Genomic DNA, 26,005 nt, shown 5'->3' with positions numbered 1-26,005 from the left:
GGTCAGGACACCCGGGCGACGAACCCGTCGGGCAGCTCCGCGGCCGCCTCGGTGTCGAGCAGCCAGCGGGTCGTGACGGTGCCGCGGGCCCCGCCGACCGGCAGCTCGGTCTCCGGCGTGCCGGTGAGCGCACCCGCGACGGCCGGTGCCTTGCCCGCCCCGGCGGCGACCACCCACACCTCGCGGGAGCGGCGCGCCGCGGCCAGGGTCAGCGAGATCCGGGTCGGTGGCGGCTTCGGGCAGTCGAACACCGCGACGACCGTCGCCGCCTGCTCGTGCACGGCGGGGGAGTCGGGGAACACCGACAGGGTGTGGCCCTCCTCGCCCATCCCGACCAGGGTCACGTCGAACGCCGGGATGCCGTCGTCGCCGGGGCCCGCCAGGTCGTCGAGCAGCCGCGCGTAGTCGGCCGCGGCGGCCAGCGCGTCGTCACGGGTGCCGCCACCGGGCGGGGCCGCGGGCATCGGGTGCACCCGGGCCGGGTCGAGCGGGAGCGCGTCGAGCAGCGCCTCGCGGGCCTGGCGGTCGTTGCGCTCGGCGTCGTCGGCGGGGACGAAGCGCTCGTCGCCCCAGAACAGCTCCACCCGGGCCCAGTCGACGGCGTCGCGCGCCGGGGAGGCGGCGACGTCGCGCAGCAGCTGGATCCCGACCCCGCCGCCGGTGAGCACCAGCCGCGGCACGGTGCCCGCGGCCTGCAGGTCCACCAGCGCGGTGACCAGCCGGGCCGCGGTCGCCGCGGCGAGGGTGTCCTTGTCCGGGTGCACCACGACCCGGACCTGCGACGCGGCGCTCACGCGCGCACCTTCACCGGGGTGCGGCCGCGGGTCACCTTCGACACCCCGGCGAGGGCCTCGGCGTACACCTCGTCCGGGTCGAGCCTGCGCAGCTCCTCGGCGAGGCAGTCCGACACCTGCCGACGCGCCAGCGCGATGAGGCGCTCCGGCTGCCCGGGCTGGCTCAGCCGGGCGGTCTTGCCGTCCGGTCGGGCCAGCTCGACGTCACCGGAGGGGCGCGTCAGCCGGACCAGGGCGAGCCCGTTGTCCGTCTCCGACGGCGAACGCTTCACCTTCACGCCCAGGCTCGCGGCGAGCCAGCCCGCGATCAGCTCGGTGGACGGCGACACCGCCTCTCCGGCGACGACCGCCGATGTGATGCCCTCGAACGGCGGCACGTCCAGCGCCGCGGCCAGCTGGGCCCGCCACTGGGTGAGGCGGGTCCAGGTCAGGTCGGTGTCGCCGGGCGCGTAGTCCTTGCGGCGTGCCTCGAAGGCCTTCACCGGGTTCTTCGCCGACAGCGCGTCGGTGATGCGGCGCTGCGCGAGACGGCCCACCGCGTCCTCCGACGGCGAGGCCGGCGCCTCGTTCGGCCACCACGCGACGACCGGGGCGTCGGGCAGCAGCAGCGGCATGACCATCCCGGCGCCCGCGTCCACGTCGGCCAGGGCGCCGTAGCCGCGGAGCAGGATGACCTCGCTGGCGCCGGCGTCGCCGCCGACCCGGATCTGGGCGTCGAGCCGCGGGGAGGCCCGGCGCTGCCCGCGGGCCAGCACGATCACCCGGCAGGGGTGCTCGCGGCTGGCCGTGTTCGCGGCGTCCACGGCCCGCTCCAGCTCCGGGCCGTCCTCGGTCAGCACGACCAGGGTCAGCACCCGGCCCAGCGCGAACACACCGCCGGACTCGCGGAGCTCGACGAGCTTGCGGTTGACCGCCGAGGTGGTGCTCGACGGGAGATCGATGATCACGATGGGGTCTCCGTCTTCTCCGCGACTGCCGTCGGTCCGCTCACGGCCGCCTCCAGTGGCGTCCGGTGCGGGCGAGCATCTCCTCGGCCGACACCGGACCCCAGGACCCCGCGGGGTAGGAGTCCGGGCCGCGCTCGTCGGCGGCCCAGTGCTCCAGCACCGGGTCCAGGATCTCCCACGACCGCTCGACCTCCTCGTTCACCGGGAACAGCGACGGCTCGCCCAGCAGCACGTCGAGGATGAGGCGCTCGTAGGCCTCCGGGGACGCCTCGGTGAACGCGTTGCCGTAGCCGAAGTCCATCGTGACGTCCCGGACCTCCATCTGGCTGCCCGGCACCTTCGATCCGAACCGCATGGTGACGCCCTCGTCCGGCTGCACCCGGATGACCAGGGCGTTCTGCCCCAGCTCCTCGGTCATCGTCGCGTCGAACGGCAGGTGCGGCGCACGCTTGAACACCACCGCGATCTCGGTGACGCGCCGGCCCAGGCGCTTGCCGGTGCGCAGGTAGAACGGCACGCCGGCCCAGCGGCGGTTCTCGACCTCACAGGTGATCGCGGCGAAGGTCTCCGTGGTGGACTCGGGGTTGAAGCCCTCCTCCTCCTTCAGCCCCGGCACCTGCTCGCCGCCCTGCCAGCCGCCCTCGTACTGGCCGCGGGCGGTGGTGGCGTCGAGCGGGTGCGCGAGCTTGACCGCCTTGAGGACCTTGATCTTCTCCGCACGCAGCTCGTCGGAGGAGAACGACGTCGGCTCCTCCATCGCGGTGAACGCGAGCAGCTGCAGCAGGTGGTTCTGGATGACGTCGCGGGCCGCGCCGATGCCGTCGTAGTAGCCGGCGCGACCGCCCAGGCCGATGTCCTCGGCCATGGTGATCTGGACGTGGTCGACGTAGTTGGCGTTCCAGATCGGCTCGAACAGCTGGTTGGCGAACCGCAGCGCCAGCACGTTCTGGACGGTCTCCTTGCCGAGGTAGTGGTCGATGCGGAACACCGAGTCCTCGGGGAAGACGTCGTTGACGATGGCGTTGAGCTCGATGGCCGAGGTCAGGTCGTGGCCGAACGGCTTCTCGATGACGACCCGCCGCCAGACGTCCGGGTCCTCCTGGGCCGACAGCCCGGAGCGGGCGAGCTGCTTGCAGACCACCGGGAACGCACCCGGCGGGATCGACAGGTAGAACGCGTGGTTGCCGCCGGTACCGCGCTTCTCGTCGAGCTCGCGCACGGTGCGCTCCAGCTCGTCGAAGGCGGCGTCGTCGTCGAAGGAGCCCTGGACGAACCGCAGCCCCTCGGCGAGGTGGTCCCACACCTCCTGCCGGAACGGGGTGCGGGCGTGCTCGCGCACGGCCTCGTAGACGACCTGGCCGAAGTCCTCGTTGTCCCAGTCGCGCCGGGCGAAACCGGTCAGGGCGAAGCCCGGCGGCAGCAGCCCCCGGTTGGCGAGGTCGTAGATCGCGGGCATGAGCTTCTTGCGTGACAGGTCCCCCGTCACTCCGAAGATCACCAGTCCGCAGGGGCCGGCGATCCGGGGGAGCCGCTTGTCACGGGGGTCGCGCAGCGGGTTGGTCCGTCCGCCGTTCGCGGTGGGCATCGCCCCTCCTAGTACTGGTGTTCTCGTGATCGGGACACCGGGTCACGGCTCTGTCGAGGGCCCTGTCGGGGGCTCCGTCGACGTCTGTGTCGATGTCTGTGTCGATGTCACGGCCCTGGCCAGGGTGACCAGCCCGGCGAGCCGGTCGGTCAGGTGCAGCCGGAGCACCGGACGTCCCCGGCGTCGCTGGTCGTCGATGACCGCCCGGGCCTGTGCCGCGTGCAGGCTATCCAGTCCCGGGCCGGGCGGCGAGGCGCCCGCGCCGACGGAGCCCGGAAGATCACCGCCGGGGCCGTCCCCGGTCAGGTGACAGTGCACCGCGAGGTCCGGTGCGCCGGTGTCGCCGCTGCGGCAGGCGGGGGCCCAGCCGAACGCGACGGGCAGCCCGAGCCGGGCCACCAGCGGCCCGCGCAGCACCGCGACCGAGGCGTCGGACTCCGGGTCCAGCCAGGCCGAGACGACCGCCGGGGCCCCGTCGGCGACGGCCGCCAGCGCGTCGAGCGCACCGGCGACGGTGCGGGTGCCGGCCGGCAGCCAGTCCCCGGCGTGCACCGCGATCCCGCCGTCGACGAACGACGGCGCGGGGTCGGTGCCGTCGGCGGGCGCGGGCGGGGCGGGCGCGAACGGGTCGGTGTCGAGCACCCGCCCGGCCAGCGCCGCGGCGGCCTGCCACAGCACGACCGCTGCCCCCGGTCCGGCGTCGAGCCGCACCGCGCCGTGGCCCGGCCCGGGCCGCGGCCCGGTGCCGTCGGCGTGCACGTCCACGACGCCCGCGGGAGCGGTGGGCTCGCGGGGGCCGGGGCCCGCGCCGACCGGCTCGTCGGGCGGCACCGGCACGACGGTGAGCCCGGCGGCGGTGAGCAGCGGGGCCAGCCAGCCGGTCAGGGTGGGGGAGCGCTCGACGTCGCGCAGGGCGAGCAGCGAGCCGCGGCCCGCGACGAGCGCGCCGGCCAGCAGCAGCGCCGGGTTGTCCGGGTCGTCGGCGGCCAGTGCGCGCTCGGCGGCCACGGCGTCGCCCAGGACCGCGGGCACGTCCGCTCCGGCGAGCCCCGCGGGGACCAGCCCGAGCGGTCCCAGCACGCCGAAACGGCCGGGCACGTCGGCGTCGAGGGTGACCACGACCGGACCGGGTTCGGCGGGGACGTCCAGCGGCGAGCCGGGCTCTGTCAGGTGCACGGTGCGCGCGGCGAGCGTCTGCGCACCGACCTCCTCGGCGATCGCGGCGGCGACCACCCGGGTGACTGCCGCGACGACCGGGTCGGTTCCCGCCGCGTCGGCGACGACGAGGACGGTCTCGGCGAGCTCACCGGACAGCGCCTCCGCGACCTGCACGGGGTCCGCGGAGTCCAGCGCGGTCAGCCGGGTCGCGTCCGGGGCGGTCCCGGCGACCACCCGGGCCGCGGCGACCGCGTCGGGCGTGCCGACGAGCAGCACCCGGTGCGCACCGGCGACGGCGAACCGCTCGCGCAGCGCGGCGACCTGGCCGACGAGTGGCCGGCTGCGGGTCGCGAGCCCGGCCCAGCCGGTGCGGGGCGGGGCGCCCGCCGCGCGGGGCCCCCACACGCTGGGGTCGCCGTCGGCGAGCCGGGAGGCGACGGTCTCGTCGGTCAGCTCGGCGGCGATCCGCCGGGCCGCCCCGGCGAACGGCTCACCGGCGAGCCGCACCCGCACCGGGGAGGGTGCGGGTGCGGCCGGGCCGCCGGCGGCGGCGGAGCCGAGGTCGGCCCCGTCGCCACCGGGAGTGACCTCGTCCAACTACTTCGCGGCGTCGAGCTGGCCGCGGACGGTGTCCTGCAGCTCGGTCCAGGACTTCTCGAACTTCTCGACGCCCTCGTTCTCCAGGGTGAGGAACACGTCGTCGAGGTCGATGCCCTGGCCCTCCAGGTCGGTGAAGACCTGCTGGGACGCCCCGGCGGTGTCGGTGACCTTGTCCCCGTTCACCTCGCCGTGGTCGGCGAAGGCCAGCAGGGTCTTCTCCGGCATCGTGTTGACGGTGTTGTCCACGACCAGCTCGGACACGTACAGCGTGTCCGGGTAGTCGGGGTTCTTCACCCCGGTCGAGGCCCACAGCGGGCGCTGGGCGTGCGCACCCTTCGCGGCGAGGGCGTCCCAGCGGGCGCCGGAGAACGCGTCGCGGTAGGCGGCGTAGGCCAGCCGCGAGTTCGCGACGGCCGCCTTCCCGCGCAGACCGAGCGCCTCCTCGCCGCCGACCGCCTCGAGCCGCTTGTCGATCTCGGAGTCCACACGGGACACGAAGAACGAGCCGACCGAGTGGATCCGGGACAGGTCCTGCCCGTTCTCCAGGGCCTGCTCCAGGCCGGTCAGGTAGGCGTCCATCACGAGCTTGTAGCGCTCGACGGAGAAGATCAGCGTCACGTTCACGCTGATGCCCTCGGCGGTCGCCCGGGTGATGGCCGGCAGGCCCTCCTCGGTCGCCGGGATCTTCACCAGCAGGTTCGGCCGGTCGACGGCCTTGGACAGCTCGCTCGCCTGGGCGGCGGTGCCCTCGGTGTCGTGCGCCAGCCCCGGGTCCACCTCCAGGGAGCCCCGGCCGTCGACGCCGCCGGTGCGCTCGAAGACGCCGGAGAACACGTCGCAGGCCTGCTGCACGTCGGCGACGGTGATCTCGCGGATCGCGGTGTCGACGTCGGCGCCGCGGGCGGCGAGCTCGCGGACCTGCGCGTCGTAGGCGGCGCCGTCGGACAGCGCCCCCGCGAAGATCGTCGGGTTGGTGGTGACCCCGACGACGTGCTTGTCCTCGATGAGCTCGGCCAGGTTGCCCGAGCTCAGCCGTTCGCGGGACAGGTCGTCGAGCCAGATGGAGACTCCGGCCGCGGAGAGTGCGGCCAGTCGGTCGTTGCTCACGTTCGCTCCCTTCACGCCGTCGTCGCGGCGAGGGTCTCCCGCGCGGCGTCGGCGACGGTGTCGGCGGTGAAGCCGAACTTCTCGAACAGGGTGGCGGCGTCGGCGCTGGCACCGAAGTGCTCGATGGACACCGAGCGCCCGGCGTCACCCACGACGGCGCGCCACGGCATCGCGATCCCGGCCTCGACCGAGACCCTGGCCCGCACCGCGGACGGCAGGACCGACTCGCGGTAGGCCTCGTCCTGGGCGTCGAACCACTCGACGCACGGCATGGACACCACACGGGTACCGACGCCGTCGGCCTCCAGCTTCTTCCGCGCCTCGACCGCGAGGTGCAGCTCGGAGCCGGTGGCGACGATCACGACCTGCGGGACGCCGGTCGAGGCGTCGGACAGCACGTAGCCGCCGCGCGCGACGCCCTCGGCGGAGGTGCCCGGCAGGGTCGGCACGTTCTGGCGGGTCAGCGCGAACCCGATCGGCCCGTCCGACGGGCGCTCCAGCGCCGCCTTCCAGGCGTAGACGGTCTCGTTGGCGTCACCGGGGCGGACCACCGACAGGCCCGGGATCGCGCGCAGCGCGGCCAGGTGCTCGATCGGCTGGTGGGTCGGGCCGTCCTCGCCGAGACCGATCGAGTCGTGCGTCCACACGTAGATCGGGTTGGTCTTCATCAGGGCGGCGAGGCGGACCGCCGGGCGCATGTAGTCGGAGAACACCAGGAAGGTGCCGCCGTAGGCGCGGGTCGGGCCGTGCAGGGCGATGCCGTTGAGGACCGCGCCCATCGCGTGCTCGCGGACACCGAAGTGCAGCGTGCGGCCGTACGGAGAGGTCGTCCACATGCCGGTCGAGGCCGACTTCGGGCCGAACGAGTCGACGCCCTTCATCGTGGTGTTGTTCGACTCCGCGAGGTCGGCCGAGCCGCCCCACAGCTCCGGCAGCACCTCGGCCAGCGCGCCGAGCACGGTGCCGGAGGCCTTGCGGGTCGCCAGGCCCTTCTCGTCGGTGTCGAAGTGCGGCAGCGCGTCCGCCCAGCCCTCGGGGAGCTTCTTCGCGAGCAGCCGGTCCAGCAGCTGCTTGCGCTGCGGCTCGCGCTGCGCCCACTCGTCGAAGGTGCCCTGCCAGGTGTCGTGCGCGGCGCGGGAGCGCTCGCCGACGGCCCGGGTGTGGGCGAGGACGTCGGCGTCGACCTCGAAGTCCTGGTCCGGGTCGAACCCGAGGACCTTCTTGACCTCGCGGACCTCGTCGTCACCGAGCGCCGAGCCGTGCGCGGCACCGGTGTTCATCTTGTTCGGCGACGGGTAGCCGATCACGGTCTTGAGCACGATGATCGACGGACGGCCGGTCTCGGCCTTCGCCGCCTCGAGCGCGGCGAGGATGCCGGTGACGTTCTCGCCGCCCTCGACGACCTGCACGTGCCAGCCGTAGGCCTCGTACCGCTTCGCGGTGTCCTCGTTGAACGCGATGTTGGTGTCGTCCTCGATGGAGATCTCGTTCGCGTCGTAGATCACCGTGAGGTTGCCGAGCTCCTGGCGGCCGGCCAGCGACGACGCCTCCGAGGTGACGCCCTCCTCGATGTCGCCGTCGGAGGCGATCACGTAGATCTGGTGGTCGAACGGCGAGGACCCCTCGGGGGCGTCCGGGTCGAACAGGCCGCGCTCGCGGCGGGCGGCGATCGCCATCCCGACGGCAGAGGACAGCCCCTGGCCCAGCGGGCCGGTGGTCATCTCGACGCCGCGGGTGTGGCCCCACTCCGGGTGGCCCGGGGTGAGCGAGCCCCACGTGCGGAGGCTCTCGAGGTCCTCGCGCTCCAGGCCGTAGCCGGCCAGGTAGAGCTGGATGTAGAGGGTGAGGCTGGAGTGGCCCGCGGAGAGCACGAACCGGTCGCGGCCCATCCAGTCCGGGTCGGCCGGGTCGTGGCGCATGACGCGCTGGAACAGCGTGTACGCCAGCGGGGCCAGGCTCATCGCGGTGCCGGGGTGTCCGCTGCCGCACTTCTGGACCGCGTCCGCGGCCAGTACACGGATGGTGTCCACGGCCCTGCGGTCGAGGTCGGTCCAGTCGTCGGGGACGTGCGCGCGGGTGAGCGCGGCGACGGCGCTGTCCCCGGCGTGGGGGGACGTAGCGGTCTCGGACAAGGCGATGGCTCCTGTACTCGCGTCGACGATCGTCGGTCTGCCGGTGGTGGATCCGGATGTCCGCCCGGTGGTCGCGGCCACTGCGGTGGCGGCGACGTCGGCGGGTGTGGTGACCCGGACCACCTGGCGGCATCCTCGCCGCCCCGACCCGGAACACCCTACTGCTCACGCCCGCGGCCTGCGGCTTTGCGCCTCGTGGCGTTCAGCGGACCGGGGCGCCGAGGTCGGTGTACCCGGCGGGCCCGCGACGCATGCCACCGGTTAGCATCGACGCGCTGTAGAACTAGGGAGGTCGCCACCGCGGCTACCCACCCGGTGTCCACGGCACCGAGCCGGTGCGGCCCCTCGGGCGGCGCGGCACGGGATCACTACGTCGAACCGAGCGAGGTACGAACAGGTGAGCGCACCCGCGTCAGGGCGGAGCCGGGCCGACGAGGCCGGAGTGCCGGCCGAGCACGTCCCGGCCGGACCGGACGCCGCGCCGGCGGCGACGCCCCCCGCCACGACCGTGGTGGTCCCGGCGGCACCGACCGGGCGCCTCGCCCGCGCCCGCGCCACGGTGGCGGCCTATCTGGGCCTCACCAAGACGCGGATCATCGAGCAGCTGCTCGTCGTCACCGTGCCCGCCATGTTCCTGGCCCAGCGCGGCGTGCCGTCGCTGCTGCTGATCGCGGCCACCCTGGTCGGCGGCGCGATGGCGGCCGCCGCGGCGCACGCGCTGAACTGCGTCGTCGACGCCGACATCGACCAGAAGATGGCGCGCACCGCCCGCCGTCCGCTGGCACGGGGACAGGTCCCCACCCGCAACGCCCTGGTGTTCGGCCTGGTCCTGGCCGCGCTGAGCTCGGTGTGGCTGGGCCTGACCACGAACTGGCTCGCCGCGGTGCTGTCGCTGGCGGCGATCGCGTTCTACGTGCTGGTCTACACGATGCTGCTCAAGCGGCGGACCTCGCAGAACATCGTGTGGGGCGGTGCCGCCGGCTGCATGCCGGTGGTGATCGGCTGGGCCGCGGTGACCGGCACCGTCGAGTGGCCCGCGCTGGTCATGTTCGGTGTGATCTTCTTCTGGACGCCGCCGCACTTCTGGGCCCTGGCGATGCGCTACCGCGAGGACTACGCCGCCGCCGGGGTGCCGATGCTCCCGGTCGTCGCGCCCGCGCCCGCGGTGTCGGTGCGCATCGTCGTCTACAGCTGGGTGATGGTGGCCTGGAGCCTGCTCCTGCTGCCGGTGACGTCGTGGGTGTACCTCGCGGTGGCGCTGCTCGGCGGGGCCTACTTCGTGTTCCGGGCGCACCGGCTGCACCACCAGGTGAAGGAGGGCGGCGAGATCTCCCCGATGCCGCTGTTCCACCTGTCGAACATCTACCTGTGCGTGCTGTTCGCGGCGATCGCCGTGGACGCCGCGCTGGGGCTGCCGGTCCTGTTCTGAGCCCGGACCGGCAGCCCGCCGGGGTGTGACCGGTCAGCGCAGCAGGTCCGGGGTCTCCCACTCCGTGCCCAGCACGTGGTGGTCCAGGAACGCCCACACCGTGCGGTACCAGACCTTCGCGTGGTTCGGGGCGAGCACCCAGTGGTTCTCGTCGGGGAAGTACAGGAACCGGTGCGGGTTGGTCTCCGGGTCGGCCTGCCGGGACACCAGGTCCCACCACAGCCGCAGCCCCTCGCCGATCGGCACCCGGTAGTCGCGGTTGCCGTGGATCACCAGCATCGGGGTGACGATCGCGTCGGCGTGCCGGTGGGGGCTGTTGGCGTGCGCCATCGCCGGGATCATCTCGGTCAGCCAGTACTCGGCGTGGTCGGTCGTCGGACCGAACTGGTCGAGCGCCCACAGGCTGGCGTGGGTGACGATCGCGGCGAACCGGTCGGTGTGCCCGGCGACCCAGTTGGCCATGTAGCCGCCGAAGGAGCCGCCCATCGCCGCGGTGCGGGTGTCGTCGACGTCGGGCCGGGCGATGGCGGCGTCGGTGGCGGCCATCAGGTCGGTGAACGGTGCGCCGCCCCAGGAGCCCCAGCCCCGCTGGACGAAGTCCTGGCCGTAGCCGGTCGACAGGGCCGGGTCGGGGAGCAGCACGGCCCAGCCGCGTGCGGCCATCAGCCACGGGTTCCACCGCCACGACCAGGCGTTCCAGCTGGCCAGCGGGCCGCCGTGGATCCACAGCAGCAGCGGGGCCGGGTGCTCGGCGTCGGTGCCCTCGGGCAGGACCAGCCAGGCACGGACCCGGGTGCCGTCGGCGGCGGTGGTCTCCAGCTCGGTGAGCGAACCGGGCAGTGCGGGCGCCGCGGCGGGCGCGGGCAGGTACTCCGGGACGGCGTCGTGGCCGTCGGCGGGGATCCGGACCGGCGCGGGGGGCGCGTCGTAGGCGTGGCGCAGTGCGTGGACCCACCGCCCGTCCGGTGACGGGCACGGGTCGGAGTAGGTGCCGTGGTCGCCGGTCAGCCGGGTGACGGTGTCGTCCTCCCCGGTCGCGCCCAGGTCGATCCGGAACAGCGGGCCGCGGCCGTTCTCGTCGGCGGTGACCACCAGCGCGGCCCCGTCGCGGGTCCAGCGCGCCGCGGTGGGCCACCGGTCCCAGCCCGGTGCCACCGGGCGCGGTGCGCCACCGGCGAGCGGGACCAGGACCAGGTCGGTGCGCGGCGCGACCTCCGGGGTGGAGACGCGTTCGCGCAGCGCGACGACGGTCCGCCCGTCCGGGCTGATCCGGGGCGCGGCGTACTCGTGGCCGTCGTCGTCGGTGAGGTCGCGGTGCTCCCCGGACGCGGTGTCGACCACGACCAGGCCCGGCCGCCAGGTGCCGTGGCCGTGCGCGCGGTTCCAGCCGGTCACCACCGAGCCGCCGTCGGGGGAGACGTCGAACGCGGTCTCGTCCAGCGCGCGGCCCGGCGCCGGGGTGAGGTCCTGCCAGGGGTCGGTGTCCCCGGGCCTGGACAGGAGCAGCCGTTCCTCGGCCGGGCCGAGGTCGTGGTCCCAGTGCCGCACCGGGTACCCGGTGTGCAGGATCGCGGTGACCTTGCCCTCGGTGCGCGCGCTGCGGCGCTGCTCGTCCTCGTCGGTCGTGGTGGCACCGGGCAGCGTGGGGGAGGACACGACGACCGTCCCCGCGTCGGCGGCGACGGCGACCGCGGAGATCCCGCCGGGCCGCGCTCCGGCGGGCTCGGCCTCGCCCCCGGCCGCCGGGAGGCGCCACAGCGAGGTCGGCGGCTCGGCCTCCCCGGTGGCGTCGGGGTCGGGGCGGGCCGACCGGAACAGCAGGTCGCCGTCGGGGGTGAAGACCGGCCCGGACTCGCCGGCCGCACCCCGGGTCAGCCGCCGCGCCGGGGCCTCGCCCGCGGGGTCGATCTCCCACAGGGCGGTCCGGTAGCGGGTGCCGTCGGCGTCGAGCTCGGCGACGCCGGTGACCAGGCGCTGCCCGTCGGGGGACAGGGTGAGCCCGCCGAGGCGGGGGAGCGCGACGTAGGCGTCGAGGTCGTGGAACGGGGTGTCGGTCACGCCGTCGGTTCTACCGCACACCGCGCGGCGGACCGACCCCCCGTGGCGCCTCGTCAGGGGACGAGCAGCACCTTGCCGGTGGTGCGGCGGCCCTGCAGGTCGTCATGGGCGGTGCGGGCCTCCGCCAGGCCGTAGCGGTGCCCGATACGCACGTCGAGGCGGCCCGCGGCGACCTCGCCGTACACGGCCGCCGCGCGGGCGCGCAGCTCGTCGGTGGTGGCGATGTAGTCGAACAGCTTCGGGCGGGTCAGGTACAGCGACCCCGCCGCGTTGAGCCGCTGCGGGTCGAACGGCTCGACCGGGCCGGACGCGGCGCCGTAGAGCACCAGCGTGCCGCGACGGCGCACCGAGGCCAGGCTCGCGTCGAACGTGCTGCGCCCGACCGAGTCGAACGCCGCGTGCACGCCCTCGCCGCCGGTGAGGTCGCGGACGGCGGCGGCCAGGTCGTCGACCGCGGTGTAGTCGATCACCTCGTCGGCACCGGCCCCGCGGGCCAGCTCGGCCTTCTCCGGCGTCGACGTCGTGGCGATCACCCGGGCGCCCTTCGCGACGGCCAGCTGGGTGAGCAGCAGCCCGACGCCCCCGGCCGCGGCGTGCAGCAGGATCGTCTCCCCGCCGCGCAGCGGGAAGCAGTCGGTGACCAGGAAGTGCGCGGTCATGCCCTGCAGCGCCGCACCGACCGCGACGTCGTCGGCGACGCCCTCGGGCACCGGGACGGCCTTCGCCCACGGCACGGCGACCTGCTCGGCGTAGCTGCCCAGGGTGTTGGCCCAGGCGATCCGGTCCCCGACCGCGACGCCGTCGACGTCCGGGCCCAGCGCGGTGACCCGGCCCGCGCCCTCCAGCCCCGCGACGTAGGGCGTCGGCATCGGGTAGATGCCCTCGCGCTGGTAGGTGTCGATGAAGTTCACCCCGGCCGCGGCGACCTCCACCAGCACCTCGCCCGGACCCGGGACCGGGGCGTCGGTGTCGACGACCTCCAGCACCTCGGACCCGCCGGGCTCCCGCACCCGTACCGCACGCATGTGTCCTCCTCGTCGCTCGCCGCTGCTGCCGTGCCGATCATGCCCTCACGCGTCGCGGCGCAGCATCCGGGAGACGAGCACGACCGCGGCGACGATGGTCCGGCGCGCCGCGAGCCAGGTGCGCGCGACGAGACCGTCGGTCGGCAGCGGGTCGCGCAGCACGTCGTTCGGACCGACCCGCGCCGCTCAGGCCGACGCGGTGGCCGGCTCCGGGGCGGTGTCCGCCGGGTCACCGGTCGGGGTGGCGCGGGGGTCGACGGCGGATGGCCGGGTCGCGGTCCCGGCCCACACCCAGGCGGCCGCGGCGGCGGTCAGCCCGGCGCCGAGCACGTGCAGCGACACCAGCAGCTCCGGGACCCCGAGGGCGTACTGGACCCCGCCGAGCGCGCCCTGGGCGAGGACGACCACGACGAGCACCCGGAAGCGGCGCAGCAGAGCCTGCGGGGCGGACACCGCGCGCAGCAGGAACCCGAGCCCGACCAGGGTCCCGAGGTAGAGGAACAGGGTGTCGACGTGCAGCTGCGCGAGCGCGGGGATCGGCACGTCCAGGCGCGGGGTCTCCGGGTCGCCGCCGTGCGGACCCGCCGCGGTGACCAGCGTCCCGGCGACGAGCAGCACCGCGAGCACCGCGGTGGAGAACAGCACCAGGCCGCGCCCGGCGGCGGGCACGGTGCGGGTCGCCGGGCCGTCGGCCTCGGTCGCCGCGCCGACGAACAGCACCGACAACCAGACCAGCACCATCGAGGCGAGGAAGTGCAGCATCACCGTCCACCAGGCCAGCCCGAGGAGCACCGTGATGCCGCCGATGACGGCCTGCGCGACGACGCCGAGCGGCATGGCCAGTGCGAGCGCGGTGAGGCGGCGCCTGCGGGGCCGGGTGAACAGGGCCCCGAGCAGCGCGGCGCCGGCGAACAGCACGACCAGGATGCCGAGCAGCCGGTTGGAGAACTCGATCCACATGTGCAGCGGCGCGATCTCGGCGTGGTCGACCGGGATCATGCTGCCCGGCTCGCACTGCGGCCAGGTCGAGCAGCCGAGCCCCGAGCCGGTGACCCGCACGACCGATCCGGTCACCCCGATCCCGATCTGGGCGACGAGGTTCGCGATCGTGAGCCGGCGCATCAGCACCGGCGGGGTGGAGGGCACGCGCGACGACAGCACACTACACATCGTAGAAGATGCGGCTCAGGTCCAGCGCACCAGCCGCGACGCCGCCACCCCGGCGACGACGGCCCACCCGGTGAGCACCAGCAGCGGCCCGGCCGAGGGGAACTCGCCCGCGCCGAGCGCCGACCGCAGCGCCTCGGCCAGCGCCCCGGACGGGAGCCACGGGGCGATCGCCGCCAGCGGTCCCGGCAGGTCCGCGACCGGCACCACGATCCCGCCCGCCAGCAGCAGCGCGAACCACACCAGGTTGGCGACGGCGAGCACGATCTCCGCCCGCAGCGTCCCGCCCAGCAGGATGCCCAGCGCCCCGAACGCGGCCGCGCCGAGCAGCACGGCCAGCGCGGCGCCGTCGAGCCGGGCCCCGGCCGGGGACCAGCCCAGCAGCGCGGCGAGCACGCCGAGCAGCACCACCTGGATCACGACGACGGCGGCGACCGCGGCCAGCCGCCCGCACACCAGCAGCCAGCGGGGCAGCGCCGTCGCGGCGAGCCTGCGCAGCGCGCCGTAGCGTCGGTCGAAGCCGAGCGCGATGGCCTGGCTGGTGAACGCCGAGCTCATCACGGCCAGCGCCAGCATGGCGGCGAACAGCCACGCCACCCGCGGCTCCGGGGCGGGCACCGCCGGGACGAGCGTGAGCCCGGCCAGCAGGGCCGCCGGGATGAGCAGGGTCAGCAGCACCTGTTCGGCGTTGCGCAGCGCGAGCCGGGTCTCCAGGCCGCCCTGGGCCCGCAGCATCGTCAGCGCACGGCCGCGGCCGGGCGCGGGGGTGAACATGCCGTCGGGGAACGGCGGTGCCGTCGGCGGGGTCCTCACGAGCGCAGCTCCCGTCCGGTGAGGTCGAGGAAGACGTCCTCCAGGCTGCGGCGCACGACCTGGACGTCGTCGGCGAGCACACCCTGGTCGGCACACCACGAGGTGATGGCGGCGAGCGCGGCCGGGTCGATCCGGCCGCGGACCCGGTAGCGGCCGGCGGACGTCTCGCAGCTGGCGTAGCCGGCGGGCAGCCGGGCGTCGAGACCGTCGACGTCCATCCCCGGCCGGGCCCGGAAGCGCAGCTCGGTCTGGTCGCCCGCGGTCAGCTGCGCCGGCGAGCCGTGCGCCACGACCCGGCCGTGGTCGATGATCACGACGTCGTCGGCGAGCTGTTCGGCCTCGTCCATCAGGTGGGTGGTCAGCAGCACCCCGACGCCGTCGCGGCGCAGCGCCCGCACCAGGTCCCACACCAGGTGGCGGGCCTGCGGGTCGAGACCGGCGGTCGGCTCGTCGAGGAACACCAGCTCCGGGCGCCCGACGACGGCGCAGGCCAGCGCCAGGCGCTGCTGCTCCCCGCCGGAGAGCCGCTTGTACGGCGTGCCCGCCCGCGGTCGCAGCCCGAGCACGTCGAGGAGCATGTCCACGTCGAGCGGGTGCGCGGCGCAGTCGGCGACCAGGTGCAGCATCTCCCCGGTCCGCACGGCCGGGTAGGCGCCGCCGCCCTGCGGCATGACGCCCACGCGGGGGCGGACGGCCTCGTCGGCCGGGTCGTGGCCGAGTACCCGCACCCGCCCGGCCGAGGGCGCCCGGAAGCCGGTGCTCACCTCGACGGTCGAGGACTTGCCGGCGCCGTTCGGGCCGAGCAGCGCGAGGACCTCGCCGCGGGCCAGGTCGAGGTCGATCCCGTCGACGGCGGTCGTGGTGCCGTAGCGCACGACGAGGCCGCGGATCTCCAGGGCGGCGCTCACCGGGCGGGCTCCGTGTCCGAGGACGCGCGGGTCCCGGCGGGGGCGTCGCCCGGGGTGCCCGCGCCGTCGGCGTCGTCGGGGCCGCCGGGGCCGTCGGCGGCCGCGTCGTCGGGGGCGCGGATCAGCCGCGCGACCACGTACAGCGCGAGGGCGTACATGACCGCGCCCGCGGTGATCGCCAGCGGCAGCTGGAAGCCCCGGAAGAAGAAGTCGGCGCCGGTGGGCGGCACGACCAGGGCCAGCACCACCGACAGCAGCAGCAGGCCTCGCCGGTAGAACGGCATGGCCCGGGTGACGACCAGCGGCAGCAGGGCCCAGAACAGGTACCAGGGGTGCACGACCGGGCCGAGCAGCACGACCGCGCCGAGCCCGAGGCCGGTGCCGGTGACCGGGTCGACCGTGCCGCACAGACAGCCCAGCAGCAGCACGACCACGATGACCACGATCGGCAGCACGAACAGGCTGCGCATCAGGCCCATCGTGGTGTCGAGATGGTCGCCGAGCCCGGCGAGCCTGCCGACCTGCCCGGCGAGCAGGCCGAGATTGGTGCTGATCGACATGGGGGAGATGAGCGCGCTGGGCGCCGACAGCCCGCGCACCCAGTTGAAGCCCAGCCCGGTGGCGAGGCTGAAGAAGGTCAGCACCGCGGCGGCGATCGCGGACAGCCACGCGGTCGTGACGGCCCAGTCGACGAGCCTGCCGCCGCGCCTGCGGACCAGGTACACGCCGACGAACCCCAGCGCGAGCAGCGCGGGGAGCTTCACCGAGGCGGCGGCGACGATCAGCGCGGCGCCGGCGGTGATCCGCCACCAGGGCTGCACGGTGTCGTCGCGGCCGAGCATCACCCAGAGCCCGAGCAGCATCAGCGGCAGCATGATCGACTCGTTGTGGATGCCGCTGACCATGTGGAACAGCACCAGCGGGTTCGCCGCGCCGAGCCACAGGACCAGCCCGGCGTCGAGGTCGAAGCGCGACGCGAGCCGCGGCAGCACCCACACCAGCAGGGCGACCCCGGCGAGCGCCAGCAGCCGGTGCTCCAGGATCCCGAGGACGACGTTGTCCCCGGACAGCGCGGTGATCCCGCGGCCCAGGCCGAGGAACAGCGGGCCGTAGGGCGCCGGGGTGTCGCGCCAGACCGTGGGGATGCCGCGGACCAGCGGGTCGTCGATGCCGAGCGCCTGCGCCGGGCCGATCGAGTACGGGTCGATCCCGCGGGCGAGCGTCGCGCTCTGGGCGAGGTAGCTGTAGATGTCCTTCGAGAACATCGGCGGCGCCAGGGCCAGCGGCACCCCCCACAGGATCGCGGTGCGGCCGAGCTCGCGACGCTCGGGCGCGGGGTGCCGCGCCCCGCGGGTGGTGAGCATCCGGGCGATCCACAGCCAGGCCGTGACCACCATCAGCAGGCCCGCGTAGGTGATGGCGATGGCCAGGGTGACGTTGCGCGCGGGCAGCCCGATCACGCGCAGCCCGTTCAGCGGGTTCGGCACCGGGAACGCCCCGGAACCCAGCGCGCTGATCCCCATCAGGAGCGCGCCGGTCAGGCCGAGGATCCGCGCGATCCGGGCCTGCTCGCGCAGGCCGCGCCGGGCCCGGTGGCCGGTCGACGGCGGTGCGGCGGGGGGATCGGACGGCGCCGCACGCGTCGGGGGGTCGTCGCGCCCGGACGGGGCGACCTCGGGCGTCACCATGGGAGAAGAGGCTAGTGGTGCCGCCGCGGGGGGGCCGGTACCGGCCCTCACCTGCGGGTGGAGTGAGCCCGGTCACCGCGGTGGGGGGCCTGTTTTGCCGTGCCGACCGATATACGCAACACTGGTGTTGTGAAAACGGACCGGACAGCGCCGCGGCGCCTCGACGACCCTGCCTGCGGGCACGGCGTCGCGGGCGACGCCGTGGTGCCCGCCGGATCCGGGACGGGTACCCGCGCCCTCGTGGCGCGGGTGCTCATGGAGCAGGGTCCGGTCACGGCCGCCGTCGTGGCGGCCGAGCTGGAGCTCACCGAGGCCGCCGTGCGCCGGCACCTCGACGCGCTGATCGTCGACGGCGAGGCGGAGGCCCGGGCCCCGGCCCGGTCCGCCCGGCCGCGGGGCCGGGGTCGTCCGGCCCGGGAGTACCTGCTCACCGACACGGGCCGGGTCCGGTTCGGGCACGGGTACGACGACCTGGCCACCCAGGCTCTGCGCTTCCTCGCCGAGACGGCGGGGGAGGAGGCGGTCGACGCCTTCGCCCGGCACCGGGTGCGCGAGCTGCTCGGGTCCGACCTCGACGCGGTGACCGCTCCGGCGGATCCCGCGGAGCGGGTCGAGGCGCTCGCCCGTGTGCTCAGCGCCCGCGGCTACGCCGCACAGACCCGGCGCGGCGGGTTCGGGGTGCAGCTGTGCCAGCACCACTGCCCGGTCGCCCACGTGGCCACCGAGTTCCCGGAGCTCTGCGAGGCCGAGACGCGTGCCTTCGCCGATCTGCTGGGCACGCACGTCCAGCGGTTGGCCACGATCGCCCGCGGCGACGCCGCGTGCACCACACACGTGCCGCTCGAGGATCCCGAACTCCTCGCGCGGGTACGGGACAGGGGAGCCGCGGGTACCGCGCAGCTCCCACCACCACGGTCCCCGAAAGGGAGGCAGTCCTTATGACGACCACTCCTGATGTGCGCACCGAGCTCACGCAGGAGGAGACGATCGCGGCGCTCGGCCGGTACGACTTCGGCTGGGCCGACTCCGACGAGGCGGGCTCCATCGCGAAGCGTGGCCTGTCCTCGGAGGTCGTCGCCGACATCTCCCGCCTGAAGAGCGAGCCCGAGTGGATGCTGGAGTTCCGGCAGAAGGCGCTCGACATCTTCGGCAAGAAGCCGATGCCGCGCTGGGGCTCCGACCTGTCCGGGATCGACTTCGACAACATCAAGTACTTCGTGCGCTCCTCGGAGAAGCAGGCCGCCACCTGGGAGGACCTGCCCGAGGACATCAAGAACACCTACGACAAGCTGGGGATCCCGGAGGCCGAGAAGGCCCGCCTGGTCTCCGGTGTCGCCGCGCAGTACGAGTCCGAGGTCGTCTACCACTCGATCCGCGAGGACCTCGAGCAGCAGGGCGTCATCTTCCTGGACACCGACACCGCGCTGAAGGAGCACCCGGAGCTGTTCCGGGAGTACTTCGGCTCGGTCATCCCGTCCGGTGACAACAAGTTCTCCGCCCTGAACTCCGCGGTCTGGTCCGGCGGCTCGTTCATCTACGTCCCGCCGGGTGTGCACGTCGACATCCCGCTGCAGGCCTACTTCCGGATCAACACCGAGAACATGGGCCAGTTCGAGCGGACGCTGATCATCGTCGACGAGGGTGCCTACGTGCACTACGTCGAGGGCTGCACCGCGCCGATCTACAAGACCGACTCGCTGCACTCGGCCGTCGTCGAGATCGTGGTCAAGAAGGGCGGCCGCTGCCGCTACACCACGATCCAGAACTGGTCGAACAACGTCTACAACCTGGTCACCAAGCGCGCCAAGGCCGAGGAGGGCGCGACCATGGAGTGGGTCGACGGCAACCTCGGCTCCAAGGTGACCATGAAGTACCCGGCCGTGTGGTTGATGGGCGAGCACGCCAAGGGCGAGGTCCTCTCGATCGCGTTCGCGGGCGAGGGCCAGCACCAGGACGCCGGCGCCAAGATGGTCCACCTCGCGCCCAACACCTCCTCGACGATCGTGTCGAAGTCGGTGGCGCGTGGCGGCGGCCGTACGTCCTACCGCGGCCTGATCCAGGTCAACCCGCGCGCACGCAACTCCCGGTCCACGGTGAAGTGCGACGCGCTGCTGGTCGACACGATCTCCCGCTCCGACACCTACCCCTACGTCGACATCCGCAACGACGACGTGTCGATGGGGCACGAGGCCACCGTCTCCAAGGTCTCCGACGACCAGCTCTTCTACCTGATGAGCCGCGGTCTGACCGAGGACGAGGCCATGGCCATGGTCGTGCGCGGGTTCGTCGAGCCCATCGCGCGCGAGCTGCCGATGGAGTACGCGCTGGAGCTGAACCGGCTGATCGAGCTGCAGATGGAGGGTTCCGTCGGATGACGACGAGTGAGGTTGCCGGTCTCGCGCCCGAGCTGAAGGGCGCCAAGGAGGGGCAGGGCGAGGTCCCGATCGCCTCCGCCGGCGAGCGCTTCCAGTCCTTCGACGTGGCCGCGTTCGAGGTGCCCGGGGGCCGCGAGGAGAACTGGCGGTTCACCCCGCTGCGCCGGCTCAAGGGCCTGCACGACGGCAGCGCCGCGTTCGAGGGCACCGCGGCGGTCTCGGTCACCGAGACCGCCGGGGTGACCGTCGAGAAGGTCGGCCGCGACGACGCCCGGATCGGCGAGGGCGGTGTCCCGTTCGACCGGGTCGCCGCCGCGGCCTGGTCCGGGTTCGGCGAGGCCACCCTGGTGACCCTGGACGGGGAGAAGCTCGACCCGGTGACCATCACCGTCGACGGCCCCGGCGAGGGCGTCACGGCGGCCGGCCACCTGCACATCCGCACCACCCCTCACACGCAGGCGACGGTCGTCGTCGTGCACCGGGGGTCGGGCGTGCTGGCCGACAACACCGAGGTCGTGCTGGGTGACGGTTCGCACCTCACACTGGTCGTGACCGAGGAGTGGGCCGACGACGCCGTGCACGTGGGCGCCGAGCACTACTCGATCGGGCGCGACGCCACCCTGCGGGCCACCACGGTCCAGCTGGGCGGCGACCTGGTCCGGGTCTCCTCGACCGTGCGCTACGCCGGCCCCGGCGGCGACGCCGAGCTCCTCGGGCTCGGGTTCACCGACGCCGGCCAGCACCTGGAGCAGCGCCTGCTGGTGGACCACGCGGTGCCGAACTGCAAGTCCAACGTGCTCTACAAGAACGCGCTGCAGAGCCTCACGAAGGACTCCTCGCACGTGGTGTGGATCGGCGACGTGCTGATCCGGGCCGCCGCGGAGAACACCGAGACCTTCGAGTTCAACCGGAACCTGGTGCTCACCGAGCACTGCCGCGCCGACTCCGTGCCCAACCTGGAGATCGAGACCGGCGAGATCGTGAGCGCCGGCCACGCCAGCGCCACCGGCCGGTTCGACGACGAGCAGCTGTTCTACCTGCGCAGCCGCGGCATTCCCGAGGACCAGGCCCGCCGCCTCGTCGTCCGCGGGTTCTTCGGCGAGGTCCTCAACAAGATCACGCTGCCGGAGCTCAAGGAGCGACTGGAAGCGGCCGTCGAGGCCGAGCTCGCCCTGACCGGCGTCTGATCCCACACCCTTCCCGAATACGGAGCGACCACCACAGATGTCCACTCTGGAGATCAAGGACCTGCACGCCTCGGTCGAGACGGCCGAGGATGGTCCCAAGGAGATCCTGCGCGGCGTGAACCTCACCGTCCGCGCGGGCGAGACGCACGCGATCATGGGGCCGAACGGCTCCGGCAAGTCCACGCTGGCCTACGCCATCGCCGGGCACCCGAAGTACACCGTCACCGGCGGCGAGGTGCTCCTCGACGGCGAGAACGTCCTGGAGATGTCGGTCGACGAGCGGGCGCGGGCCGGGCTGTTCCTGGCCATGCAGTACCCGGTCGAGGTCCCGGGTGTGTCGATGGCGAACTTCCTGCGCTCGGCGGCCACCGCCACCCGCGGCGAGGCGCCCAAGCTGCGGACCTGGGTCAAGGAGGTCAAGGACGCCATGGCCGGCCTCGACATCTCCCCGGAGTTCGCCGACCGCTCGGTCAACGAGGGCTTCTCGGGCGGTGAGAAGAAGCGCCACGAGGTGCTCCAGCTCGAGCTGCTGAAGCCGAAGTTCGCCGTGCTCGACGAGACCGACTCCGGCCTCGACGTCGACGCCCTGCGCGTCGTGTCCGAGGGCGTGAACCGGTACCGCTCCGACGGCGAGACCGGCGTCCTGCTGATCACGCACTACACGCGGATCCTGAACCACATCAAGCCGGACCGCGTGCACGTGTTCGCCGGTGGCCGTGTCGTCGAGTCCGGCGGCCCGGAGCTGGCCGACGAGCTGGAGAAGAACGGCTACGTCCGGTTCACCCAGGCTGCCGCGGCGGTCTGACATGACCCTCACCCACGGAACCGGGACCACGGCCGGCGCTGCTCTCGGTGCCGACGCCGTGGCCCGGATCCGGGCGGACTTCCCGATCCTCGCGCGCACCGTGCGCGAGGAGAAGCCGCTGGTCTACCTCGACTCCGGTGCGACCTCCCAGCGGCCGCGCCAGGTGCTCGACGCCGAGCGCACGTTCCTGGAGCGGCACAACGCTGCCGTCCACCGGGGCGCGCACCAGCTCGCCGAGGAGGCCACCGACGCCTACGAGTCCGCCCGGGCACGCATCGCGGCGTTCGTCGGTGCGAACGACGACGAGGTCGTGTTCGTCAAGAACGCGACCGAGGGCGTCAACCTGGTCGCCTACGGCCTCGGCAACGCCTCGGTCCGGACCGGGCTCGACGCCGCCTCCGAGCGGTTCGCGCTCGGTCCCGGTGACGAGATCGTGGTGACCGAGCTGGAGCACCACGCGAACCTCATCCCGTGGCAGGAGCTGTGCCGGCGGACCGGCGCGACCCTGCGCTGGTACTCCGTCACCGACGACGGCCGGATCGACCTCGACTCGCTCGAGCTCACCGACCGGACGCGGGTCGTGGCCTTCACCCACCAGTCGAACGTGACCGGTGCCGTCGCGCCGGTCGCACAGCTGGTGGAGCGGGCCGCCGCGGTCGGTGCGCTCACCGTGCTCGACGCCTGCCAGTCGGTGCCGCACATGCCGGTCGACCTGCACCGGCTCGGGGTGGACTTCGCGGTCTTCTCCGGGCACAAGATGCTCGGGCCGTCCGGGGTCGGCGTCCTCTACGGCCGCCGGGAGCTCCTGGAGGCGCTCCCGCCGTTCCTCACGGGTGGCTCGATGATCGAGACCGTCCGGATGGAGGGCGCGACCTACGCCCCGCCCCCGCAGCGGTTCGAGGCCGGGGTGCCGATGACGTCGCAGGCCGTCGGTCTCGGCGCCGCGGTCGACTACCTCGAGGCGATCGGGATGGACGCCGTCGCCGCGCACGAGGCGTCGCTGACCGCGGCCGCCCTCGAGCAGCTGTCGGCGATCGACGGGCTGCGCATCGTCGGTCCGGCCACGCCCGGCGAGCGCGGGGGAGCGGTGTCGTTCGTCGTGGACGGCATCCACGCCCACGACCTGTCCCAGGTGCTCGACGACGCCGGCGTCGCCATCCGCGTGGGTCACCACTGCGCGTGGCCGCTGCACCGGCGTTTCGGCATCGTGGCCAGCGCCCGCGCGTCGTTCGCGGTGTACAACACGCTCGACGAGGTCACCGCGCTGGCCGACGGGGTGCGCGCCGCCCAGACGTTCTTCGGGACGGTGTGACGTGCAGCTGCAGCAGATGTACCAGGAGATCATCCTGGACCACTACCGCGACCCGCACGGTGCCGGTCTGCGCGAGCCGTACGACGCCGAGACCCACCACGTGAACCCCACCTGCGGGGACGAGGTCACGCTGCGGGTCAAGGTCGACGACGGCCCAGAGGGTGCCGTGGTCACCGACGTCTCCTACGAGACGCTGGGCTGCTCGATCAGCCAGGCCTCGGTGTCGGTGCTGCACGACCTGGTCGCCGGGAAGTCGGTCGGCGAGGCATGGAAGATCATGGCCTCGTTCCAGGAGATGGCCCAGGGACGCGGCAAGGTCGAGCCCGACGAGGACGTCATCGGCGACGGCGTGGCCTTCGCGGGCGTCGCCAAGTACCCGGCGCGGGTCAAGTGTGCTCTCCTGGGCTGGATGGCATTCAAGGACGCGGTGAGCCGCACCGACGCCAGCATCGAGAACTCCGAGGGGAGTCCGGCATGAGCGAGACCACCGAACAGAGCACCTCCGAGGACGTGGTGCGCGGGGCGGCGGGCATGCCCGAACCGCCCGCCCGGGCCGACGCCGGTGACGGCGCGACCCTGGAGGCCCTGGAGGAGGCGATGAAGGACGTCGTCGACCCCGAGCTGGGCATCAACGTCGTCGACCTCGGCCTCGTCTACGGCATCGACCGGGACGGCGGCACCGCGGTCCTCGACATGACGCTGACCTCGGCGGCCTGCCCGCTGACCGACGTGATCGAGGAGCAGACCCGCTCCGCGCTCACCGCCGGTCCCGACGGCGGCCTCGTCGACGACGTCCGGATCAACTGGGTCTGGATGCCGCCGTGGGGCCCGGAGAAGATCACCGAGGACGGCCGCGAGCAGCTGCGCGCCCTCGGCTTCCGGGTCTGAGGACCCGTACCGACCCGACGGGCCGGACCCCCGACATCCGGGGGTCCGGCCCGTCGTCGTCTCACGGGAAGTAGACCTCCCGCAGCCGGTCATCGAGCCCGGCGACGCCGCCGGTGTCGATGCCGAAGTGCGTCTCCAGGGCGTCCCGGACCCGGGCGGGGGAGGTGAGGTCGTGCCGCTGCGTGGCGCGGTCGGCGGTGCGCACGGTGAGCCGGGTCCCGTCCAGGGTGGTCCGGCGGTCCGGGGTGGTGCGCGCGGCGATGAGCCCGGTCCGGAAGTGCGACCCCGGGTGGTGGGTCAGGTACCAGGAGCCCATCGCGAAGTCGACGTCCGGGGCGGGGGCCAGGTCGAAGGTGTACTGGTCGGCCCAGCCACCGTCGCCGCCGCGCCGCTGCAGGACCCAGCTGCCGTGGTCGACGCGGGCGTAGCGGTAGGTCGCCTGCGGGGTCGGCTGCTCCAGCCCCGCGACGAGCCGCAGGGCGGTGGTCGGCCCCGTCGAGCCGAACCCGGCGTCGACGGTGAAGCGGCCCTCCACGGTGTCGACGAGGGTCAGCCGGTGGGTGCGCTCGGTCGGCGGGTCCTCGGCGGCCAGGCCCAGCCGGACCCGCCCGACCAGCGGGGTCACCCGGAGGCCGAGGTCGGCCAGGGCGTCGTGCAGCAGCCGGTTGTGCTCGAAGCACCAGCCGCCGCGCCGCCCGTGCACCAGCTTGGCCGCGACACCGTCGGCGGTGGTCGGCGGTTCGACCCCGGTGAACGGGTCGAGGTTCTCGAACGGGATGGTCGCGACGTGCGCGGTCACGAGCCGGTCGAGCAGCGCCCGGTCCGGTGTCGCCCGGTCGACCCCGACGAGGTCGAGGTACGCGGCGACCGAGGTGGTCACCGTGCTCGTCGTGCTGCCCGTCGTGCTCGTCATGGTGATCGAGCCTGTCACCTCGACCCGGGTTTAGGTCAACTGAATCAACCAGGTCGACCGGGTCGACACGGTCAGCGTTCGCGGGCCCCGCGCAGCGCCCAGGCCCGCAGGTGGGAGTAGCCGCGCGTGTGCAGGGTCGCGATCCGCCGCAGGTCGAAGCGCGGGTCGTCGCGCAGCGCGTCGTACATCTCCTTGTCGACGAGCACCGTGTCCGGGCGCGCCTCGGAGGTGAGCCGGGCCGCGACGTTGACGACCTCGCCGTAGACGTCGCCGTAGCGGGCGAGCACCATGCCGTGCGCGAGACCGATCCGCAGCAGGGGCAGCGACGGCTCGGTCCGGACCCGGTCCCGCAGGCCGAGCGCGATGGCCGCCGCGTCGGCGGGGTGCTCGGTCACGAAGAGCACCTCGTCGCCGACGGTCTTGATCACCCGGCCCCGGCCGTTCGCGATGACCTCGTTGGTCACGGCCCCGAAACGCTCGATCATCTCGCCGAGCTCGTCCATGCTGCGACGGCGGGTGGTGCGGGTGAACCCGACCATGTCGGCGAACCCGACCGACAGCGGCCAGGTGTCGGCGACGATGTCGGCGACGTCGCGGCGCTGCACCCCGGCGACCCAGCGCGACGCCGTCGCCGCGAGGTGGCGCCGCCACACGTAGGACTGCAGCGCCTCCAGGTCGGGGATCACCTCGGCGGCGAGCCGCGCCGCGTCGCGCGGGGTCAGCTCCCCGATGTGCGCAGCGGCGACCTGGGCGAGCATGCCGATCTGCCACTCGGCGAGCCGGGACAGCGACTGTGCGATCGCCCGGGCGACGGCCTCGCGGGCGACCGTCTCGGGCAGCCACTCCTGGCTCAGCCGGGTGACCATCCGGGCGGCCTCGAGGTCGGCCCGGGTGTAGACGCGGTCACCCGGCTCGGAGTCGGTGAACCCCAGCGCCCGCCAGAGTCGCCCCGACTCCTCCGGGTCGAGCCCCGCGGCCTCCACCAGCTCGTCGCGGGTGAACTCGCGGGGCACACCCAGGATGAGCTCGTCCAGCGCCCCGTCGTCGACCTCGCTCCAGTCGATCGAGGCGGGATCGGGCAGGGGGCGGGACGACCCGGGCTCGGACCTCACGC

22 protein-coding genes are annotated in these 26,005 nt (G+C 73.8%); 8 read left to right on the top strand and 14 right to left on the bottom strand.

What is annotated here, in order from left to right; all coding sequences use genetic code 11:
• Nucleotides 1-2: 2 nt before the first annotated feature.
• The 6 genes from pgl to tkt are packed head-to-tail and all read right to left on the bottom strand — an operon-like array spanning nucleotide 3 to nucleotide 8,323.
• The gene (gene pgl / locus FVA95_RS05995) at nucleotides 3-794 is read right to left on the bottom strand and encodes a 6-phosphogluconolactonase (protein ID WP_149663309.1); all 792 of its coding nucleotides are present in this window, start codon (nucleotides 792-794) and stop codon (nucleotides 3-5) included.
• Nucleotides 791-1,741 carry a glucose-6-phosphate dehydrogenase assembly protein OpcA gene (gene opcA, locus FVA95_RS05990; protein WP_149663308.1) on the bottom strand — a complete coding sequence of 317 codons (951 nt, stop codon included), beginning with the start codon at nucleotides 1,739-1,741 and terminating at the stop codon, nucleotides 791-793. Before opcA ends, pgl begins: the two co-directional genes overlap by 4 nt.
• Before the next feature lie 40 nt (nucleotides 1,742-1,781).
• On the bottom strand, nucleotides 1,782-3,326 hold the full coding sequence (gene zwf / locus FVA95_RS05985; RefSeq protein WP_060711941.1) for a glucose-6-phosphate dehydrogenase: 1,545 nt from the start codon (nucleotides 3,324-3,326) through the stop codon (nucleotides 1,782-1,784).
• A 42-nt stretch (nucleotides 3,327-3,368) separates the two neighbouring features.
• The gene (locus FVA95_RS05980) at nucleotides 3,369-5,081 is read right to left on the bottom strand and encodes a hypothetical protein (protein ID WP_149663307.1); all 1,713 of its coding nucleotides are present in this window, start codon (nucleotides 5,079-5,081) and stop codon (nucleotides 3,369-3,371) included.
• Entirely contained in the window at nucleotides 5,082-6,191 is a 1,110-nt protein-coding gene (tal, locus tag FVA95_RS05975; protein ID WP_149663306.1) for a transaldolase, read from the bottom strand.
• Nucleotides 6,192-6,202: 11 nt separating this feature from the next.
• On the bottom strand, nucleotides 6,203-8,323 hold the full coding sequence (gene tkt, locus FVA95_RS05970) for a transketolase (RefSeq protein ID WP_149663305.1): 2,121 nt from the start codon (nucleotides 8,321-8,323) through the stop codon (nucleotides 6,203-6,205).
• Nucleotides 8,324-8,831: 508 nt separating this feature from the next.
• On the opposite strand from tkt, the gene FVA95_RS05965 reads away from it, so the two are divergent.
• Nucleotides 8,832-9,752 carry a heme o synthase gene (locus FVA95_RS05965; RefSeq protein ID WP_149663336.1) on the top strand — a complete coding sequence of 307 codons (921 nt, stop codon included), beginning with the start codon at nucleotides 8,832-8,834 and terminating at the stop codon, nucleotides 9,750-9,752.
• 33 nt (nucleotides 9,753-9,785) lie between these two features.
• Here the strand turns inward: FVA95_RS05965 and FVA95_RS05960 are convergent, their stop codons facing one another.
• The 6 genes from FVA95_RS05960 to mptB form a co-directional block, all read right to left on the bottom strand.
• Nucleotides 9,786-11,810: a prolyl oligopeptidase family serine peptidase gene (locus tag FVA95_RS05960; protein WP_149663304.1), complete on the bottom strand. Its 2,025-nt coding sequence runs from the start codon at nucleotides 11,808-11,810 to the stop codon at nucleotides 9,786-9,788.
• A 53-nt stretch (nucleotides 11,811-11,863) separates the two neighbouring features.
• Nucleotides 11,864-12,835 (bottom strand): quinone oxidoreductase, encoded by a 972-nt coding sequence (locus tag FVA95_RS05955; RefSeq protein WP_149663303.1) that lies wholly within the window; start codon nucleotides 12,833-12,835, stop codon nucleotides 11,864-11,866.
• A gap of 186 nt (nucleotides 12,836-13,021) precedes the next feature.
• Nucleotides 13,022-14,005, bottom strand: coding sequence for a heme A synthase (locus FVA95_RS05950; RefSeq protein ID WP_370460836.1), 984 nt, complete (start codon nucleotides 14,003-14,005; stop codon nucleotides 13,022-13,024).
• 15 nt (nucleotides 14,006-14,020) lie between these two features.
• On the bottom strand, nucleotides 14,021-14,776 hold the full coding sequence (locus FVA95_RS05945; protein ID WP_149663334.1) for an ABC transporter permease: 756 nt from the start codon (nucleotides 14,774-14,776) through the stop codon (nucleotides 14,021-14,023).
• Between the two features lie 35 nt (nucleotides 14,777-14,811).
• Nucleotides 14,812-15,723 carry an ABC transporter ATP-binding protein gene (locus FVA95_RS05940; protein ID WP_149663302.1) on the bottom strand — a complete coding sequence of 304 codons (912 nt, stop codon included), beginning with the start codon at nucleotides 15,721-15,723 and terminating at the stop codon, nucleotides 14,812-14,814.
• Complete coding sequence (gene mptB, locus FVA95_RS05935; protein WP_167306414.1) at nucleotides 15,720-17,411, bottom strand: polyprenol phosphomannose-dependent alpha 1,6 mannosyltransferase MptB; 1,692 nt, start codon at nucleotides 17,409-17,411, stop codon at nucleotides 15,720-15,722. The genes FVA95_RS05940 and mptB overlap by 4 nt, the downstream gene beginning before the upstream one ends.
• A 129-nt stretch (nucleotides 17,412-17,540) precedes the next feature.
• On the opposite strand from mptB, the gene FVA95_RS05930 reads away from it, so the two are divergent.
• Genes FVA95_RS05930 through FVA95_RS05900 form a run of 7 tightly spaced genes read left to right on the top strand, consistent with a single transcriptional unit; the run spans nucleotide 17,541 to nucleotide 23,978 of the window.
• Nucleotides 17,541-18,353 carry a helix-turn-helix transcriptional regulator gene (locus tag FVA95_RS05930; protein ID WP_370460835.1) on the top strand — a complete coding sequence of 271 codons (813 nt, stop codon included), beginning with the start codon at nucleotides 17,541-17,543 and terminating at the stop codon, nucleotides 18,351-18,353.
• Nucleotides 18,350-19,786: a Fe-S cluster assembly protein SufB gene (gene sufB / locus FVA95_RS05925; RefSeq protein ID WP_149663301.1), complete on the top strand. Its 1,437-nt coding sequence runs from the start codon at nucleotides 18,350-18,352 to the stop codon at nucleotides 19,784-19,786. The genes FVA95_RS05930 and sufB overlap by 4 nt, the downstream gene beginning before the upstream one ends.
• Complete coding sequence (gene sufD / locus FVA95_RS05920) at nucleotides 19,783-20,973, top strand: Fe-S cluster assembly protein SufD (RefSeq protein ID WP_240051303.1); 1,191 nt, start codon at nucleotides 19,783-19,785, stop codon at nucleotides 20,971-20,973. Before sufB ends, sufD begins: the two co-directional genes overlap by 4 nt.
• A gap of 37 nt (nucleotides 20,974-21,010) precedes the next feature.
• A complete protein-coding gene (sufC, locus tag FVA95_RS05915) occupies nucleotides 21,011-21,778 on the top strand; it encodes a Fe-S cluster assembly ATPase SufC (RefSeq protein ID WP_149663300.1) in 768 nt (255 codons plus the stop codon).
• A gap of 1 nt (nucleotide 21,779) precedes the next feature.
• Entirely contained in the window at nucleotides 21,780-23,090 is a 1,311-nt protein-coding gene (locus FVA95_RS05910; RefSeq protein ID WP_149663299.1) for a cysteine desulfurase, read from the top strand.
• Between the two features lies 1 nt (nucleotide 23,091).
• Complete coding sequence (gene sufU / locus FVA95_RS05905) at nucleotides 23,092-23,568, top strand: Fe-S cluster assembly sulfur transfer protein SufU (protein WP_149663298.1); 477 nt, start codon at nucleotides 23,092-23,094, stop codon at nucleotides 23,566-23,568.
• Nucleotides 23,565-23,978 carry a metal-sulfur cluster assembly factor gene (locus FVA95_RS05900; RefSeq protein WP_149663297.1) on the top strand — a complete coding sequence of 138 codons (414 nt, stop codon included), beginning with the start codon at nucleotides 23,565-23,567 and terminating at the stop codon, nucleotides 23,976-23,978. The genes sufU and FVA95_RS05900 overlap by 4 nt, the downstream gene beginning before the upstream one ends.
• A gap of 61 nt (nucleotides 23,979-24,039) precedes the next feature.
• Here the strand turns inward: FVA95_RS05900 and FVA95_RS05895 are convergent, their stop codons facing one another.
• Nucleotides 24,040-24,891 (bottom strand): arylamine N-acetyltransferase, encoded by an 852-nt coding sequence (locus FVA95_RS05895; RefSeq protein WP_149663296.1) that lies wholly within the window; start codon nucleotides 24,889-24,891, stop codon nucleotides 24,040-24,042.
• A 71-nt stretch (nucleotides 24,892-24,962) separates the two neighbouring features.
• Nucleotides 24,963-26,003, bottom strand: coding sequence for an adenylate/guanylate cyclase domain-containing protein (locus FVA95_RS05890; RefSeq protein ID WP_145981329.1), 1,041 nt, complete (start codon nucleotides 26,001-26,003; stop codon nucleotides 24,963-24,965).
• Nucleotides 26,004-26,005 lie beyond the last annotated feature (2 nt).

This window comes from Pseudonocardia sp. EV170527-09 (assembly GCF_008369905.1).
In the GTDB taxonomy this organism is placed as follows: domain Bacteria; phylum Actinomycetota; class Actinomycetes; order Mycobacteriales; family Pseudonocardiaceae; genus Pseudonocardia.
Note: the sequence above shows the minus strand (reverse complement) of the source record. Positions and strands in the feature narration are given on the sequence as shown.

Bases quoted from the DNA above. Each gene is read 5' to 3' on its own strand.
- FVA95_RS05945 (WP_149663334.1), bottom strand. From the start codon at position 14,776: ATGTTCACCCCCGCGCCCGGCCGCGGCCGTGCGCTGACGATGCTGCGG.
- sufD (WP_240051303.1), top strand. From the start codon at position 19,783: ATGACGACGAGTGAGGTTGCCGGTCTCGCGCCCGAGCTGAAGGGCGCC.
- FVA95_RS05900 (WP_149663297.1), top strand. From the start codon at position 23,565: ATGAGCGAGACCACCGAACAGAGCACCTCCGAGGACGTGGTGCGCGGG.
- FVA95_RS05895 (WP_149663296.1), bottom strand. From the start codon at position 24,891: ATGACGAGCACGACGGGCAGCACGACGAGCACGGTGACCACCTCGGTC.
- mptB (WP_167306414.1), bottom strand. From the start codon at position 17,411: ATGGTGACGCCCGAGGTCGCCCCGTCCGGGCGCGACGACCCCCCGACG.
- FVA95_RS05910 (WP_149663299.1), top strand. From the start codon at position 21,780: ATGACCCTCACCCACGGAACCGGGACCACGGCCGGCGCTGCTCTCGGT.
- FVA95_RS05955 (WP_149663303.1), bottom strand. From the start codon at position 12,835: ATGCGTGCGGTACGGGTGCGGGAGCCCGGCGGGTCCGAGGTGCTGGAG.
- sufB (WP_149663301.1), top strand. From the start codon at position 18,350: ATGACGACCACTCCTGATGTGCGCACCGAGCTCACGCAGGAGGAGACG.
- sufC (WP_149663300.1), top strand. From the start codon at position 21,011: ATGTCCACTCTGGAGATCAAGGACCTGCACGCCTCGGTCGAGACGGCC.
- FVA95_RS05950 (WP_370460836.1), bottom strand. From the start codon at position 14,005: ATGTGTAGTGTGCTGTCGTCGCGCGTGCCCTCCACCCCGCCGGTGCTG.
- zwf (WP_060711941.1), bottom strand. From the start codon at position 3,326: ATGCCCACCGCGAACGGCGGACGGACCAACCCGCTGCGCGACCCCCGT.